The organism is uncultured Clostridium sp., assembly GCF_947039605.1.
In the GTDB taxonomy this organism is placed as follows: Bacteria; Bacillota; Clostridia; order Clostridiales; family Clostridiaceae; genus Sarcina.
Genome location: NZ_CAMQZG010000035.1, coordinates 14,789 through 30,126 on the forward strand (window position 1 = coordinate 14,789; position 15,338 = coordinate 30,126).

At 28.1% G+C, this 15,338-nt stretch carries 14 protein-coding genes; 10 read left to right on the top strand and 4 right to left on the bottom strand.

The genetic code is table 11. The features are described 5' to 3' along the window. The first annotated feature begins 49 nt into the window (after positions 1 to 49). Together chbG and Q0V24_RS12530 are read left to right on the top strand one after the other, a co-directional pair. Positions 50 to 781 carry a chitin disaccharide deacetylase gene (chbG, locus tag Q0V24_RS12525; protein ID WP_297522000.1) on the top strand — a complete coding sequence of 244 codons (732 nt, stop codon included), beginning with the start codon at positions 50 to 52 and terminating at the stop codon, positions 779 to 781. A gap of 268 nt (positions 782 to 1,049) precedes the next feature. Beyond that, positions 1,050 to 2,339: a cytochrome c biogenesis protein CcdA gene (locus tag Q0V24_RS12530; protein WP_297522002.1), complete on the top strand. Its 1,290-nt coding sequence runs from the start codon at positions 1,050 to 1,052 to the stop codon at positions 2,337 to 2,339. 55 nt (positions 2,340 to 2,394) lie between these two features. Here Q0V24_RS12530 and Q0V24_RS12535 read toward each other — a convergent pair whose 3' ends face one another. Next, on the bottom strand, positions 2,395 to 3,471 hold the full coding sequence (locus Q0V24_RS12535; RefSeq protein WP_297522004.1) for a hypothetical protein: 1,077 nt from the start codon (positions 3,469 to 3,471) through the stop codon (positions 2,395 to 2,397). Between the two features lie 198 nt (positions 3,472 to 3,669). On the opposite strand from Q0V24_RS12535, the gene namA reads away from it, so the two are divergent. From namA to Q0V24_RS12550, 3 genes are all read left to right on the top strand, one after another. Next, entirely contained in the window at positions 3,670 to 4,698 is a 1,029-nt protein-coding gene (namA, locus tag Q0V24_RS12540; protein ID WP_297522006.1) for an NADPH dehydrogenase NamA, read from the top strand. Positions 4,699 to 4,716: 18 nt separating this feature from the next. Further along, the gene (locus tag Q0V24_RS12545) at positions 4,717 to 5,358 is read left to right on the top strand and encodes an HAD family phosphatase (protein WP_297522008.1); all 642 of its coding nucleotides are present in this window, start codon (positions 4,717 to 4,719) and stop codon (positions 5,356 to 5,358) included. Positions 5,359 to 5,609: 251 nt separating this feature from the next. Then, complete coding sequence (locus tag Q0V24_RS12550; protein ID WP_297522010.1) at positions 5,610 to 7,025, top strand: NAD(P)/FAD-dependent oxidoreductase; 1,416 nt, start codon at positions 5,610 to 5,612, stop codon at positions 7,023 to 7,025. A 164-nt stretch (positions 7,026 to 7,189) separates the two neighbouring features. On the opposite strand, the gene Q0V24_RS12555 is transcribed toward Q0V24_RS12550, so the two are convergent. Next, positions 7,190 to 7,651 (bottom strand): hypothetical protein, encoded by a 462-nt coding sequence (locus Q0V24_RS12555; RefSeq protein WP_297522012.1) that lies wholly within the window; start codon positions 7,649 to 7,651, stop codon positions 7,190 to 7,192. 312 nt (positions 7,652 to 7,963) lie between these two features. Between Q0V24_RS12555 and Q0V24_RS12560 the strand changes: the two genes are divergently transcribed. Continuing rightward, positions 7,964 to 8,203: a lysozyme inhibitor LprI family protein gene (locus Q0V24_RS12560; RefSeq protein WP_297522014.1), complete on the top strand. Its 240-nt coding sequence runs from the start codon at positions 7,964 to 7,966 to the stop codon at positions 8,201 to 8,203. Positions 8,204 to 8,279: 76 nt separating this feature from the next. On the opposite strand, the gene Q0V24_RS12565 is transcribed toward Q0V24_RS12560, so the two are convergent. After that, positions 8,280 to 9,395 carry an alpha/beta hydrolase-fold protein gene (locus tag Q0V24_RS12565; protein WP_297522016.1) on the bottom strand — a complete coding sequence of 372 codons (1,116 nt, stop codon included), beginning with the start codon at positions 9,393 to 9,395 and terminating at the stop codon, positions 8,280 to 8,282. A gap of 441 nt (positions 9,396 to 9,836) precedes the next feature. On the opposite strand from Q0V24_RS12565, the gene Q0V24_RS12570 reads away from it, so the two are divergent. After that, positions 9,837 to 11,804 (top strand): transglycosylase domain-containing protein, encoded by a 1,968-nt coding sequence (locus Q0V24_RS12570; protein ID WP_297522018.1) that lies wholly within the window; start codon positions 9,837 to 9,839, stop codon positions 11,802 to 11,804. A 230-nt stretch (positions 11,805 to 12,034) separates the two neighbouring features. On the opposite strand, the gene Q0V24_RS12575 is transcribed toward Q0V24_RS12570, so the two are convergent. Further along, positions 12,035 to 12,514 carry a hypothetical protein gene (locus Q0V24_RS12575; RefSeq protein ID WP_297522020.1) on the bottom strand — a complete coding sequence of 160 codons (480 nt, stop codon included), beginning with the start codon at positions 12,512 to 12,514 and terminating at the stop codon, positions 12,035 to 12,037. A gap of 284 nt (positions 12,515 to 12,798) precedes the next feature. Between Q0V24_RS12575 and Q0V24_RS12580 the strand changes: the two genes are divergently transcribed. The 3 genes from Q0V24_RS12580 to Q0V24_RS12590 all read left to right on the top strand — a co-directional run bounded on the left by Q0V24_RS12580 (position 12,799) and on the right by Q0V24_RS12590 (position 15,244). After that, positions 12,799 to 13,026 (top strand): MerR family DNA-binding transcriptional regulator, encoded by a 228-nt coding sequence (locus tag Q0V24_RS12580; protein ID WP_297522026.1) that lies wholly within the window; start codon positions 12,799 to 12,801, stop codon positions 13,024 to 13,026. A 151-nt stretch (positions 13,027 to 13,177) separates the two neighbouring features. After that, positions 13,178 to 14,548 carry an MATE family efflux transporter gene (locus tag Q0V24_RS12585; RefSeq protein WP_297522022.1) on the top strand — a complete coding sequence of 457 codons (1,371 nt, stop codon included), beginning with the start codon at positions 13,178 to 13,180 and terminating at the stop codon, positions 14,546 to 14,548. A gap of 213 nt (positions 14,549 to 14,761) precedes the next feature. After that, positions 14,762 to 15,244 (top strand): hypothetical protein, encoded by a 483-nt coding sequence (locus Q0V24_RS12590; protein ID WP_297522024.1) that lies wholly within the window; start codon positions 14,762 to 14,764, stop codon positions 15,242 to 15,244. Positions 15,245 to 15,338 lie beyond the last annotated feature (94 nt).

Sequence of the window (15,338 nt, forward strand, 5' to 3'; positions counted from 1 at the left end):
ATTTCTCATTATTTATACTTTATAGAAATGAAACAAGGGGGATAATCAGATGAAATTAATAATAAATGCAGATGATTTTGGATTAACTAAGGGAGTAAATAAAGCGATAGTAGATGCTTATAAAAAAGGGGCGTTAAAATCAACTACGTTAATGGTGAATATGAAAGAGGTAGAAGAGGCAGTAAAACTTGCAAAGGAAAATAAAGGACTAGGGGTAGGACTTCATTTAACGGCTACGGCAGGAGAACCAGTTAGAAAAGATTTAAAAAGTTTAGTTGGAGAAAATGGTAAGTTCCATAATTATTATGAGCTTTTAGACGGAGTACAAAATTGTGATGATGAAGAATTATATTTAGAGTGGGAAGCACAACTTAATAAATTTGTAGACCTTATAGGGGAAATGCCAACACATTTAGATAGTCATCATTTTGCGCATCTTATAGAAAGATATAAGCATGTAGCAATAAGACTTGCAGAAAAATATAATCTTCCAATGAGAACTTTAGAAACAAATATAGAGAACAAAGAAGTTAAGTATACAATGGGATTCTATGATGATAGAGTATCATATGAATTCTTTGAAAAAGATGAGGCAAATATTTTAGATGAAGAGATAATAGATTTAATGTGTCATCCAGCATACAATGATGAAGTACTAGAAGGTTTAAGCAGATATACAAAAACAAGAGAGATAGAATTTGAAATACTTACAAGTGAGCGTATAAAAAATTGGGTGGAAAAAAATAATGTAGAGATAGTAAACTATAAAATACTTAAATAAATATAAAAAGGCATCTAAAATCTAAATTTTAGATGCCTTTAATCTATGAAATTATAACCCGAACCATTCTTATACTATGTTTATTAGATTCTATAATAGCTTCTTATTCGCTAACATCAACAATAGTTAAAATAATAATTTGAATACTAAAAGAATATCAAATAAAATTAAGAAAATCTTACAATTGTAAATATGTAGTGAATCTTCACAATATAAACAGATATAAATCTGAAAATAAACTTAACAATTTAATAAGGGGGACAAATTTTTGGAAGAGTTATTTTCAGTCACAAATTTTAATTTTGTGCTTGTATTTTTAGAGGGAATTGTATCATTCTTTTCACCATGCATATTACCATTATTACCATTATATATAAGTTACCTTGCAGGTAATGCAAAAATAATAGGAGAGGATGGAAGTGTGACTTATAAAAGAGGAAAGGTATTCTTGCATACATTATTTTTTGTATTAGGAATTTCTTTTGCATTCTTTATACTAGGGTTGTCATTTTCAACTCTTGGGTCATTCTTTAATTCTAATAAAGCTATTTTTACAAAGATAGGTGGAATATTTATATTTGTAATGGGACTTATACAGCTTGGAGTTATTGAGTTTAATTTTATGAAAAAAGAAAGAAGGCTTGCACTAGACATAGGTTTGAGTAAAATGAATTTTTTAAAAGCATTTATTTTAGGATTTACATTTAGCTTTGCTTGGACACCATGCGTTGGACCAGCACTTGCATCAGTTCTTGTACTTGCTTCAGGTGCACAGACTGCCTTAACAGGAAATTTACTAGTTTTAGTATATTCATTAGGATTTGTATTACCATTCCTATTTGTAGGAATATTTACAACAAGTATATTAAACTTTATAAAGAAAAATCAAAAACTATTAAATGGAATGATAAAGGTTGGTGGAGTTATTTTAGTAGTACTTGGTATTATGACATTTACAGGATGGATAAATAATGTTTCAGGTTATTTAAATACAATCTCACCAAACTCTACAGTTAATACTACTCAAGATGAAAATAAGCCAAGTAGTAGTAATGATAAAGTGGAGGGAAGTAGTTCAACTTCAAATGAAAGTACAGAAAATGGTATTGAATCAGAAAAACAACTAGCACCAGACTTTGACCTTGTAGACCAGTATGGAGATAGGCATAAATTATCAGATTATAAGGGCAAGGTAGTATTACTTAATTTCTGGGCAACATGGTGTCCACCTTGTAAAGAGGAAATGCCAGATATAGAAGAACTTTATAAGGAATATAATCTTAATAAAGATGAAGTTGTAATTCTTGGAGTTGCAAGACCTGGGGGAAGAGAACCAGATAAAGAGGGGATTTCAAAGTTCTTAAAAGATAATAATTATACTTTCCCGACTGTATTTGATGAAAGTGGAGAACTTACAAATAACTACTTTATAAATGCATTCCCAACAACATATATGATAGATAAAGATAGTAATATATTTGGATATGTTCCAGGGATGCTTAGCAAAAGCCAAATGAAGAGTATAATAGAACAAACTATAGCAGGAAAACAAAATTAAAAAGAGAAAGACTATCGTATTTTAAAATCTACGATAGTCTTTTCTGTTTATATAATTAACTTATAATATTTCCTTCTTGGATATAAAATTGATCTATAAATAAATCTTTACATTCATCTAAGAATGATTGAAGTGACATACCAACTTCATTTTCAAAAGATTTTTCAAAACCTAATTTACCAGAATTTATTATAATATTTTCAAGTGATTTAACACTAGTCTTTTGAACTAAATAACAAATAGTATAATGACTTTGCGCATAAGGATTATATCCTTCTTTAAGAGTTTGATTCCAGTCATCATATTCATCGAGTTTACCATAATCAAAAAACTCAAGCATAATATTAGAAAAATCATCTCCATAGGCAAAAAACTCTGATACACCCTCATCAAACCAGCCTGGGAGAGCATTTGTATCAACTTTATTTGTGACTCTAAGTCTATCAATTAGATAGTGATTATATTCATGTATAAATACACTTTCAAATATTTCATCAACTATTGAATCTTCAAAAAATGGCATGTTTAAAGTTTTATCAAATGTATTAAAATATCCATCAGCATAGTTACCCTCATTAGATAATAAATATTTTTCTAAATGAGGATGCAGTATAAAGTTAAGTTTTTCATGGCTTAGGTCAGTATAAATCTCAGGTGACCTATCTATTGCCTTATCTATACAAGATTCAATATATTTTAAGTTTTTTGCATCTATACCATCATGATAAATAATTACATTTTTATATTCATATTTATCAAGACTTTCTTTATAAGCCATAGCATCCTCATCTAAAAAAACATGAAGAAACTTTAAATTTGTATCTTTATCAATATAATAGTCTTTTACCGCATCTTGCATTACACCAAAGAATAATATACAAACTAGGTTTAATATAAGAAAATATACTTTAGGTCTTTTTTTATTTTTAATAGCGATAATAGCTTTTATAATACTAATTAATGTAAGGATAGCTAAAGTGAAAATTATAAGTGAAGAAAATATCTTTATATTTTTTAGATTTAAAAAGAAGAACATTGATATAAATAAAATGCTTACTATTACATATAGAAATAATGTGAAAAGATTATTTACAAGAGTTCCTAGTAATTTTTTTGTTTTTGTTAGAGTCATAAGGGCCCCCTTTATTTTATGAACTTTTTACCTGCTTTTAAGTAAGTGTATCATTAAAATAAAGGTAAAATAGCCATTTAATAGTAATATAAATATTTGGTAACTTAAACTTTAAAAAGTTTATATAACCTACATCATTTTTAATTTTAAGAGTATAATAAATAATTATATATTAATTTGAATTGGAGTGAGATTATTATGTCAAAAGGGATTTTTAAAGAGTTTTCATTAAAGAATTTAAATTTCAGAAATAGAGTAGTTATGGCACCTATGTGTTTATATGTAGCAAAGGATGATGGACTTGTTAATGATTTTCATTATGTACACTATACAAATAGAAGTATTGGTGGCGTAGGGGCTATTATACTTGAAGCAACAGCAGTTGAAAGAAGAGGTAGAATTAGTGATAAAGACCTTGGTATTTGGGATGATAGTCAAATAGAAGGGCTTAAAAAAGTAGTGGATGGAATAAAAAGATATGGTGCACTAGCAGGGATTCAACTTGGTCATGCAGGCAGAAAGTGTTCTATAGAAAGTGAAGAGATTATAGCACCATCAGCTATGGAATTTAGTGATGAATATCAAAAGCCTACAGAAATGACTAAAAAAGAAATAGAAGAAGTTAAAATTGCCTTTAGAGAAGGTGCAAAAAGAGCAAATGCAGCTGGGTTTGATTTTATAGAAATTCATGGGGCACATGGATATTTAATTTCAGAGTTTTTATCACCTTTATCAAATAAAAGAGAAGATGAGTATGGTGGAAGTCTTGAGAAGAGAACAAAGTTTGCGGTAGAAGTAATAAACGAAATTAAAAAAGTTTGGCCAAAAGAGAAAGTACTTGCAATAAGAGTTTCCGCAAAAGATTATGTAGATGGTGGAAATACTAAAGTTGAAATGGCACAAATAATAAATATATTAAAAAAAGAGGGTATTGATTTAGTAAATGTCAGTACTGGTGCAGTAGTATCAGAAGCAGTTATAAATGTTTACCCAGGGTACCAAGTTCCAGAGGCTCAGTATATTAAAGAAAACTGTGGTATTACAGTAATTGCAGGTGGACTTATAGCAACTGGGGACCAAGGTACAGAAATTATAGAAAATGATAGAGCGCAGCTTATATTCCTTGGTAGAGTTTTACTTAGAGAACCATACTGGGTATTAAATGAAGCTAAAAAAAGAGGAATTGAACTTGATTATTTACCAAAGGCATATAGCAGAGGTATCTAAAAGTTGGAGATAAAAGTAGTGATTTTTGATATGGATGGAGTAATATTTGATACAGAAAGATTATATCTAGAAGTATGGCAAGAAATTTTTAAAGAATATGGGTATGTATTAGAAAAAGAAGATTATCTTTCTTGTATGGGCAGAGGCAGAGAAAAAGTTAAAGAAATTTATATCTCTAAGTTTGGAGTAAAACTTCCAATTGATGAAATGTATAGATTAAAAGATGAAAGATTAGATTATAGAATTGAAAATGAAGCGAATTTATTAAAGGAAGGAGTGATAGAAACATTAGAATACTTAAAAGATAATAATTACAAGGTGGGGCTAGCAACATCAGCTAGAAGGAATAGAGTAAAAAGAGATTTAAGTAAATTTAATATAAAAAAATACTTTGATTATATTATTACAGGTGAAGAGGTTAAAAAGGGAAAGCCTAATCCTGAAATATTTTTAAAAGCAATGGAAATGTTAAGTGAAAATAAGGAAAATACTTTAATAATTGAAGATTCAAAATCAGGGATAGAGGCAGCGATAAAATCAGGGGCTAAAGTGCTACACATTAGAGATTTAATTAAATTAGATAATAAGGAAATAAAATACGTTGAGAATTTAGGTGAAGTAATCAAATACTTGAGTTTGAGTGTTAAAACTATACTTTAAATTATGAAGTATAGTTTTTTATTTTATAAAAAATTAAATATGAAGAGTATTATATATTAAACCAATAGAGTATGGATATTTTATGAAGAAATTATTGAGATTAGAATAGTTTCTTAAAGATGTAAAAAGTATATGTTTTGTTATTTAAATTTAATTTGACCTTTGATACCTTTTGGTTGTAAACTATACGAAATAGATAAGTAAGAATCATTATTGATATCTTATTTTACTAAAAGTTTGGAGGAAGTTACATGAAATATAACTTTGATTTTATAGTATTAGGGGCTGGAAGTGCAGGCCTTACAGTAGCCTCATCGTGTTTTGGATTAGGAGCGTCGGTATTACTTATTGAAAAATATAAAATGGGTGGAGATTGTTTAAATACAGGTTGTGTTCCAAGTAAAGCCTTTTTAAGAATATCCCATGCGGTTAAAAATAATACGGATTTATCTGAAATGGGTATTAATACGACAACTGAAGAAATTGATTTAAAAGTAGTTATGGACTATGTACAAAAATCAATAGAAAAGATTGAACCTAAAGACTCTAAAGAACGGTTTGAGAGTTTTGGAATTAAAGTTTTACTTGGTGATGCAAAGTTACTTTCTAATCATGAAGTTGAAATAAATGGTCAGGTTTATACTAGTAAGAATATTGTTATTTCGACTGGTTCTAGACCTTTCATTCCAGATATAAAAGGGTTAGAAGATATAGACTATCTTACTTCTGAAAATATATTTAAATTAACAACGTTACCTAAGAAACTTTTAGTAATAGGTGCGGGGCCAATCGCGCTTGAGCTTGGACAAGGTTTTTCAAATTTAGGGTCTAATGTACATATTATAAATAAATATAAGAGGATTTTTACTAGTGATGATGAGGAAGTTGGAGAGTATATGTTAGAGAGATTGAGCAAGGACTTAACTTTCCATATGAACACTGAGGTATTAAGTATAACTAAAGTTGGAAATGAGTATGATGTGCTTATTAGAGAAAATAATAATAAAGAAACTATAAGAGTAAATAAAATTTTACTGTCAACTGGTAGAATTCCTAATTCAGAAAATTTAGGGCTAGAGAACTTAGGCATAGCTATGAATGATAAAAAACATATAAATGTTGATTTGAAAATGAAAACTAACATAAAGAATATTTATGCATGTGGTGATGTAACTGGAAAGTTTGCTTTTACTCATATGGCTGGTTATGAGGCGAGTATAGTTACAAAAAATGCAGTGCTGAAAATTCCAATTAAAGCTAACTATAAAAAGGTTGCATGGACTATATTTACGATTCCATCAGTTACACATACTGGGTTAACTGAAGAAATGGCTAAAAAAGAAGGCTTATTTTCAAAAAAAATATTAGTGAATTTTGATAATACAGATAGATTCATGATTGATAATGAAGAGGGGTTTATAAAAATAATTTTAGATAAAAAAGAAAGAGTTATAGGAGCAACTATTATTAGTTCTGCAGCAGATGAATTAATTCATTCTTTAAGTATATTGATTGAAATGAAACTTAAAATAACTAAATTTTTGAGTATTATGACACCATATCCAATGCGTGGTAATGTTTTGAAAGAAATTGCAGTAATGAAATATAGAGAATCATTTACTCCATTTAGTAGAGGGATAATAAAGAATTTCTTGCTTAAAATTTAATGGCTTGATACAGGCTATCTGTTAATATTCAACTTTAATAAGAATAAAGAGTATCTAGAAAAGAAATATAATATGGAAAATAAAAATATATTTGAAGTAATGGTTTAATTATAAAAAAGGCAATGTTAAATTAATTTTTAACATTGCCTTTTAAGTATAAAATTTTAGCCAGCTTCTCTAATATTTCCTTTGATATCAACTCTATATATCATTCCATTCGGTGGATCATTTTTTCCACTTGATGAAATGTATATCTGCTTTATACCATTGAAACTATCTTCTTGGAAGAATTCAAAATTATAGTCATTAGCTTTTGAACCTAGACAGTTATGTAAATAGCCAAGTGCAACATCATAAGTAAATGATTCATTACTATGCTCTGGTTTAATTTGAGAATTAGCAAGCTTTTGAAGTTCTGATATTTCACAAAGTTGGTTAAGAAGAGGTATTTCACAGTTTAATAATTCATCAAGTGCTTTTTTTGATTCTGCATATTGACCGTTATCATATAATGCTTGTGCACTATCTAATTTTTTCTGATTTGCAACACTTAGATCAATGTGTCTTTTTAGTTCGTTACTCTCATTTAGATATTCTTGATTAGTAATTTTTTTATAATCATTCATTGCATCTGTAAAATTACCATGATTTAACTAAATTTGAGAGAATTCTCACATCCTCAACCGTAGGTAGGTGGTGAGATGAATCGACGTAGCTTTAGCTAAACGTTAAGCATTCCCATGTATTTATAGCCTGAATTTTGTTATAATATAGTTATAGGTTTCCAAACGCAAGTCTTAAGCTTGCAGTACCGTAGGTTATACGGGAAGGGTTTTCCTAAAAAAACCCATAGCGTTGGAAACTGATAGTCTGTAAAATAATTACCTTAATGGTTAGACAGGATTATACGAAGCCCCGACTTCAAGCCTTTAGGCTAAGTGGTGGGTATTTCACGTGAGCAATATAGTGTTCTTCAGGTTGTTTTAAAACCAGAAGCATTTAAAAAATTACAAACTGAACAAACATCATGGATAGCAAATAAAGATAAGGTGGCAACTGAAGCTAAGAAAAATTCAGATACTGAAATAGGTAAAGAACTAGCTTATTATAGTATGTCAGGCAAAGAAACTTATCTTAGAGTAAATGAATTAAACAATATATATTTACAAGGATTATAATATAAAAATAGCACTTACAATTATAGATGATTATAAAAATCTATAAATTGTAAGTGCTATTTTTTATATGATTTTATTACTTAGACAAAAGTTTTAGTAAACCATGAGTTAAATATTCTCCCCATGATAAATAGTCATGTCCACTTTTAAATTCTTGACAAGTTACTTTGAATTTATTTTTTCTAAGGATAGCATAAATCTTTTTATTACTATTAATAACCTTTTCCTTATTTTCTAATGCTCCAAAGTTTAAATAAATATTAGGTTTCTTTTTGCAATCTAAAATTAACTTTTTTATTTTAGTCATTTCAAAGAAATATGAACCAGATTGAGAAAGTATGTTAGAGAAAATATCAGGGTGTTTTAAACTTAAATATCCAGCAGTAAGTCCACCAAGACTAAATCCAGATATTAAATTATCTTTTGGATTTTCTGATATTTTATACTTTTCTTTTATAAAAGGAATAAGTTCTTTTATAACAAAACTTTCAAAGTTTTTATCACATCTAAGTTCAATAGAACGCTCCATATTAGAATCTACAAATAGACCTATCATGGGTTTTATTTTATCTTGTGATATTAAGTTATCTAGGATTATATTTGCAGATAAAAGTTCTATATGCTCATCGCCATCAGTAAATAAAGCTAGACCATATTCAGTATTTTCATCAAATAAAGGTGGAAGATATGTAGTTATAGTAATATTTTTATTTAAGTAGCAGCTATAGATCTCTTCATTAATTAACTGACCTATAGGAGTTTTATCCATCTTATCTAAAGGATTCTCTTTGCAATTTGGCATAGTTAGATAAGAAAGTTTAGTTTCTCCATTAAATATTAGAAAATTGGGGTTAAGAGTATCAAGTGAAAGTTCATTTAAGTTTCTAGGCTTTCTAACATCAAGAGAATCATTAACAGAGAAGTAATATAAAAACTTTATATCATTTCTAGCTATATATTTTTTATACCAGATATTTGTACCATCTATATTAATCATAAGATTTTTAGAAAGTTTTTTACCCCCGATAGGCAAAACTAAAAGAATATTTTCAACTTCTGCTTCAGGTTTATAAATAAAAGTTACTTCTACAAATTTATCATTATTAGCTATTTTTTCTGTAAGAGGAAAAGTTCCCTCTTCATTTTTATTTATTAATTCAAGTAGATTATTTTCAAGTTTATTTAAATTCATAATTTAGCTCCTTTAAGTGTAAGATAGAAATATTTTATATTTTAACGTTAATAAGTATATTTAATGCTCTTTTGATTTTACAGAAATATTAAGAAATAGTCTATGGTTAGAAATATTATTGGGAGATAAGAGGTTATTTAAATTTTTTGTAGAATATAATTAAAATAAACTCCCCAAAAGTCATCTTTGGGGAGTTATTTTTACTTTAATTCACCTATTTACAATTGTATTATGATTAATTGAAGTTGATGATTTAATAATAAAGGTTATTAGGCTTTTTTCTTGTATCCGAATATACATATAATTAGTAATTATTTATTACAAGAATTTAAACTTAGAATAAATCATAAAAACAAATAATAAAATAAATATGGACAAATATACAAAAGATAACAAAGTGAATTTGTTAGAAAGTGGGGATAATTGTGAGAGGGAAAAATTATGAGAATAATTAAAAAGTTTTTTAGTTTTATAGGAACTAGTATAGTAATACTATTGCTAGTTATAATGTCAGTTGTGGTAGTGGGTGGTGTTATATGTTTGCAAAATAAAGATAAAATAGCAACTACGATAGAGAATGGACTTCAAAAAGCAATGAACATTGATGAGTCTAAGTTTAATAATAGGTATAATACAATGATTTTAGATAAAAATGGAGAACTTATTTTTGAGCATAAAACAGCGGAATATGAGTATAAAGAATACGAGGAAATTAATCCTAATGTTATGAAGGCTTTTATTTCTATAGAAGATAAAAGATACTATGAACATGATGGGGTTGATTTTAAGTCTTTAATGAGAGCTGGTGTTAGAATGCTGCAAGGTGGAGATATTCAAGGCGGAAGTACTATTACGCAACAGCTAGTGAAAAATGTATTTTTAACTCAAGATCAGGTAATATGGAGAAAGCTTGAGGAGATGGTAATAGCAAGAGAACTTGAAAAGATATATAGCAAGGAAGATATAATGGAGTTTTATTTAAATAATATATACTTTGGTTATGGGTGCTATGGAATAGAGAGTGCATCTAAGTATTATTATCAGAAGAGTACAACAGAACTTTCTATTTCTCAGATTGCGGTGCTTACAGGAGTAACTAATAACCCAACATTTTATGATCCTATCAAAAATCCTGAAAATGCAATTCAAAGAAAAAATATAGTCTTAAATTATATGTTTACAAATGGATATATTACACAGGAGGAGTTAAATGCTGAATTAGAAAAAGGTGTTGAACTTGATGTATCTGAAGTTGTTTATGATAATACTATAACTGATTATGCTATAAGTTTTGCTGTTAAAGAGGCAACTGAAAAATTTATGGAGTACAATGGATTTGAATTTAAATATACTTTTGATAGTATAGAGGAAGAAGAGAAGTATAGAAACTCTTATAATGACATATATAAAGAAAATTATGAAAAATTAATGTTTGGAGGATACAAAATAGAAACTTGTATTGATACAAAGATGCAAGAGGATATGCAGGCAATTTTGAATAAGCATATGGCTGGGTATACTCAAACAACGGAGTCTGGAATTTATTCAAAACAAGCTGCTGCAACTCTTATAAATAATTTGACAGGAGAAGTTGTTGGGATAATTGGGGGAAGAAATGAAGAGAGCAATTATTTTAATAGAGCAAGCACTGGTGCAAGGCAAATAGGATCTACTTCAAAACCTATTTTAGTTTATACACCAGCTTTTGAAAGAGGATATTATCCTGAGTCTATTATAGAAGATAGATACATACCTGGTGGACCAAGTAATTGGTATGGTGGATATAAGGGAGATGTATCAATTCGTTATGCTACAGAGATTTCAATTAATACAATACCTTGGAGATTAATACAAGAAATAGGTGAGAAGAATGCATTAGAGTATCTTGGGAAAATGCAATTTGATTATCTTTCTACAAAGGATGAATACCCACCTTTAGCACTTGGCGGGATGTCAAGAGGAGCTACAACAACAGAAATGGCTTCTGCTTATGCAACTATTGCTAATAGTGGAGATTTTAAAGAACCTACCAATATTATAAAAATACAAAAAAGAGGTACTGATGAAGTTATATATGAAAATGATTATGAAATTACAGAGGTATATAATCCTGAAGCATCTCGTTTAATGATAGATACGTTAAAGGGGGTTATGAATAAACCTCATGGAACAGGTAAGGGGGCAAGAATGAATAATTATAACTATCAGATAGGAAAAACAGGGACTACAGATGGTAATACAGATGTATGGTTTGTTGGTGCAACTCCTTACTATACAATGGCTGTTTGGACTGGAGAAGATATTCCAAAGCCACAACATTTAAGCGGTGGTGGACCACCAACTAAGATTTGGAAAGAAACTATGGAGAGTATTCATGTGGGTTTAGAGCAAAAAGATTTTGGTCAATAGATATGATTTATCTATTAATTTGAGAAGTTATTTTATTAAATATGACAAAAGACCACAAGAATTTAAAATTCTAGTGGTCTTTTTTGTAATGAATTATTTAAATGAATTAGTGATAAATCTTATTATTATGAATAGCGATACTGATAAAATACTAGTAGCAATTGCTACTTCAAATAAATTAGAGTTTATATTAATCACCTCATGATTAATATATTCAATATGGAAATATTTTATACAGAAGCAGATTTCCAGTGAATGACGCTATCGGTTATTTTACCGATAAATGTAGGATTAGTAACTTTAAAATTAGAGTTTATATTACCTAGTTTTAAAGTATCACCTGATGAATTCACAAATTCAATAGATTTAGATCCATCTATTAAAGTGAAGTATTTATATTTATTATTTTTAATTACAGTATTGTAGAATAAAATAATATCTCTGTTATCCGTTTTAGTAGAATCATAAGTTGTTGTAGCATACATAATATTTGGATTTTCTTTATTATATATTTTTATGTTTGTATTAATAGCACCATAGGCTATTTTTTCTACTGGCAGAATATTTTGATTAGTTATAATTTTAGGTGGTGAAATAATTGTTTTAGGGATTTCTCCTTTAGGTTTAACAAGATTATAAAGACTAATACCTATAATTAAAACTATAATAATTAAACCTAAAATTCCTTTTGATTTCTGAAACAGTTTCAAATTTATCATCTCCTTAGCATCAGTTGTATTATAGATTAATAATTTGATTTTCACCAAGACAATAGAAGTTTTTATTTGAAAATATGTTAATAAATTAATGATGAAATAAAGGTAAAGATAGCAAAGTATTAAGAAATAGTAAAATAATTATTTTTTTAGCAATAAAAAGTTAAGTTTGATATAAATAAAGAAAAAATGTTTTGAGGTTAAATATGTTTGTGTGTGGATAATTATGGTAAAATATATTTGAGAATAAAGTAGGTGAGGTAAGGAAGTTGTAGAGTATAGGAGAAACAGCAGGATTTTTAGGACTTTTAAGAGATACTTTAAAATTTTATGAGGCGAAGGGATTAGTTAGCACAAAAAAGGATAATAAAAATGGTTATAGAAAGTATAATATGATTAATATTAAGACACTTCAAAGTTTAAATAGAAATGAAGAACTTAGTAAAAGAGATAACAATAAATATGATATAGCAATGTTATATTTAGATATATATTTAAAGGAATAAGTTTATAAATAGTTTTTAAATTAAGCATACAAAATTCAGATGCAATGTAAAAATTCTAGAAAGATAGGATTAGATATATCTATTGATATAGTAGTTTAGTAAAATATTTGAAGATAGGTGAAAAGTTAATAATTTTAAGGAGGAAAATCTAGTGTTTAGTAGAAATGTAGACATGTTAAAGGGAAATATTCTAAAGACGCTTATTATATTTGCGATTCCGATTTTAATATCTAGTTTATTTCAACAATTGTACAATACTATAGATATAATGATAGTTGGTCATTATTTAGGGGAAACATCCCTTGCAGCAATAGGTTCTAGTGGGGCAATATATGAGCTTTTGGTAGGATTTGCATTAGGTGTTGGTAATGGTCTTAGTATAGTTACTTCAAGGGCTTATGGGTCTGATAATAAAAAGCTTGTTAAAAAATCAGTTGCAGCATCACTTGTTATAGGTGTGGGTCTTACTATAGTAATGATGATAATAGGACAAGTTTTCTTATATCCATTATTAGAACTTGTAAATACACCAGTAGATATTATAAAAGAGTCATATTCATATATTTATGTAATATCAATGTCAGTTGGAGTTATGTTTTTATATAATCTTGCAGCGGGGCTTTTAAGGTCTATAGGGAATAGTATGATGCCACTTATATTTCTTATAATATCATCAGTAATAAATATAATATTAGATATAGTATTTATTACAAGTTTTGATATGGGTATAAAAGGTGCGGCCTTGGCTACAGTCGTAGCACAAGGAATATCAGGTGTTTTATGTATACTTTATATTCTTAAAAAGACAGAGGTTTTAATGCCAGGGAAAGAACATTTTGTATTTGATAAGGCTTTATATAAAGATTTACTAGGACAAGGTTTATCAATGGGAGTAATGTTGCTTATAGTATCAGTTGGGACTGTAGTTCTTCAAACAAGTATTAATGGATTTGGACATATAATAATAGCAGGACATACAGCCGCGCGTAAGGTTGGAGGATTTGCTATGATGCCAATAATTGCTTTGTCAATGAGTCTTGCAACTTTTGTATCTCAAAATAAGGGAGCAAATCAAGGAAAGAGGATTAGGAAAGCTATATTTTTAACTAATATAGCAGAACTGAGTTTAGGGGTTATAGTTACTATTATTTCGCTTATTTTTGCACCAATATTAATGAGAGTAATTTCAGGTTCAAGTGATGTAGAGCTTATAAGTATTGGTTCAAAATACATGATGGTTAATGCAGCTTTTTATGCAGTACTTGGAATTCTTTTAAATTATAGAAATGGACTTCAAGGAATAGGAGAGAAAGTATTACCCTTATTTTCTAGTGTTATAGAGTTTATAGTGAAAATATTATTTGTACTTTTAGTTATTCCAAAGCTAGGCTATTTTGGTGTTATAATATGTGAACCAATTATTTGGTGTCTTATGCTCATACAGCTTGCGATAGCATTTTATAGAAATAGTTATATAAGAGAATCAAAAGTAAGTTTAAAAGAAATTTTACAAGCGGAATAAATTTATTTCAAACTATGCTAGCAATAGAGAATATAAAATATTTTATGGATTAAAAGGTAAAAAACTTAGAGAATTGGACATAACAGTTATTTGGAAAGTTATATTAAATATGGTTCTTATTTTTTGATTTTTAAATTTATCTTAAAGTTAAGAGGAATATAATTAGGTGATTTAAGAATAAAATAAGTTGAGAATAGTTTTAAGGATGGCAGTATGGATAGATTAGAATGTTTAAATGAAAAGATGAAAAAATCAATAAGTACAAATATTGTTAAAAAGAAAAAGAAGTTTATAAAATTATTTGATGGAGATAAAAATTATTTCACCTTTTTACTAGATAATATGACTTGGCTTGAAAATGAAAGAGAAGCACTTGAAATTATGGATACAGAGTTTGTTAGTTCTAAGCTTTTAAAAATAACATATCTTGCATATGGTGAGTTTGAAGTGGTTGAAATGAGTAGTGGAAGTGGAGGTTGGACTAAGTTTTTTAATAATAATATTTATTCGGATTTTAAGGGGGCTTTAAGTGTTTATGATATTGATTCAAATAGGTATAGGCTAGAGTTTACAGCTTATACAGATCAGTATAAAAAGCAAGAACTTTTAGGTGAGGGTGATGTTCATTATTTAATTGATAAACTTGTTGAATTTAGATGTATAGTACCATATAGAGATTTATTGCTTGGAAAATAAGGAGTTTTGCTAAAGTAGCATAGCTCCTTATTTTTGTTTGATAGATTGTCAAGTTAACTGCAACACTTCCTCAAAGAATGCTTGAATAGGACTT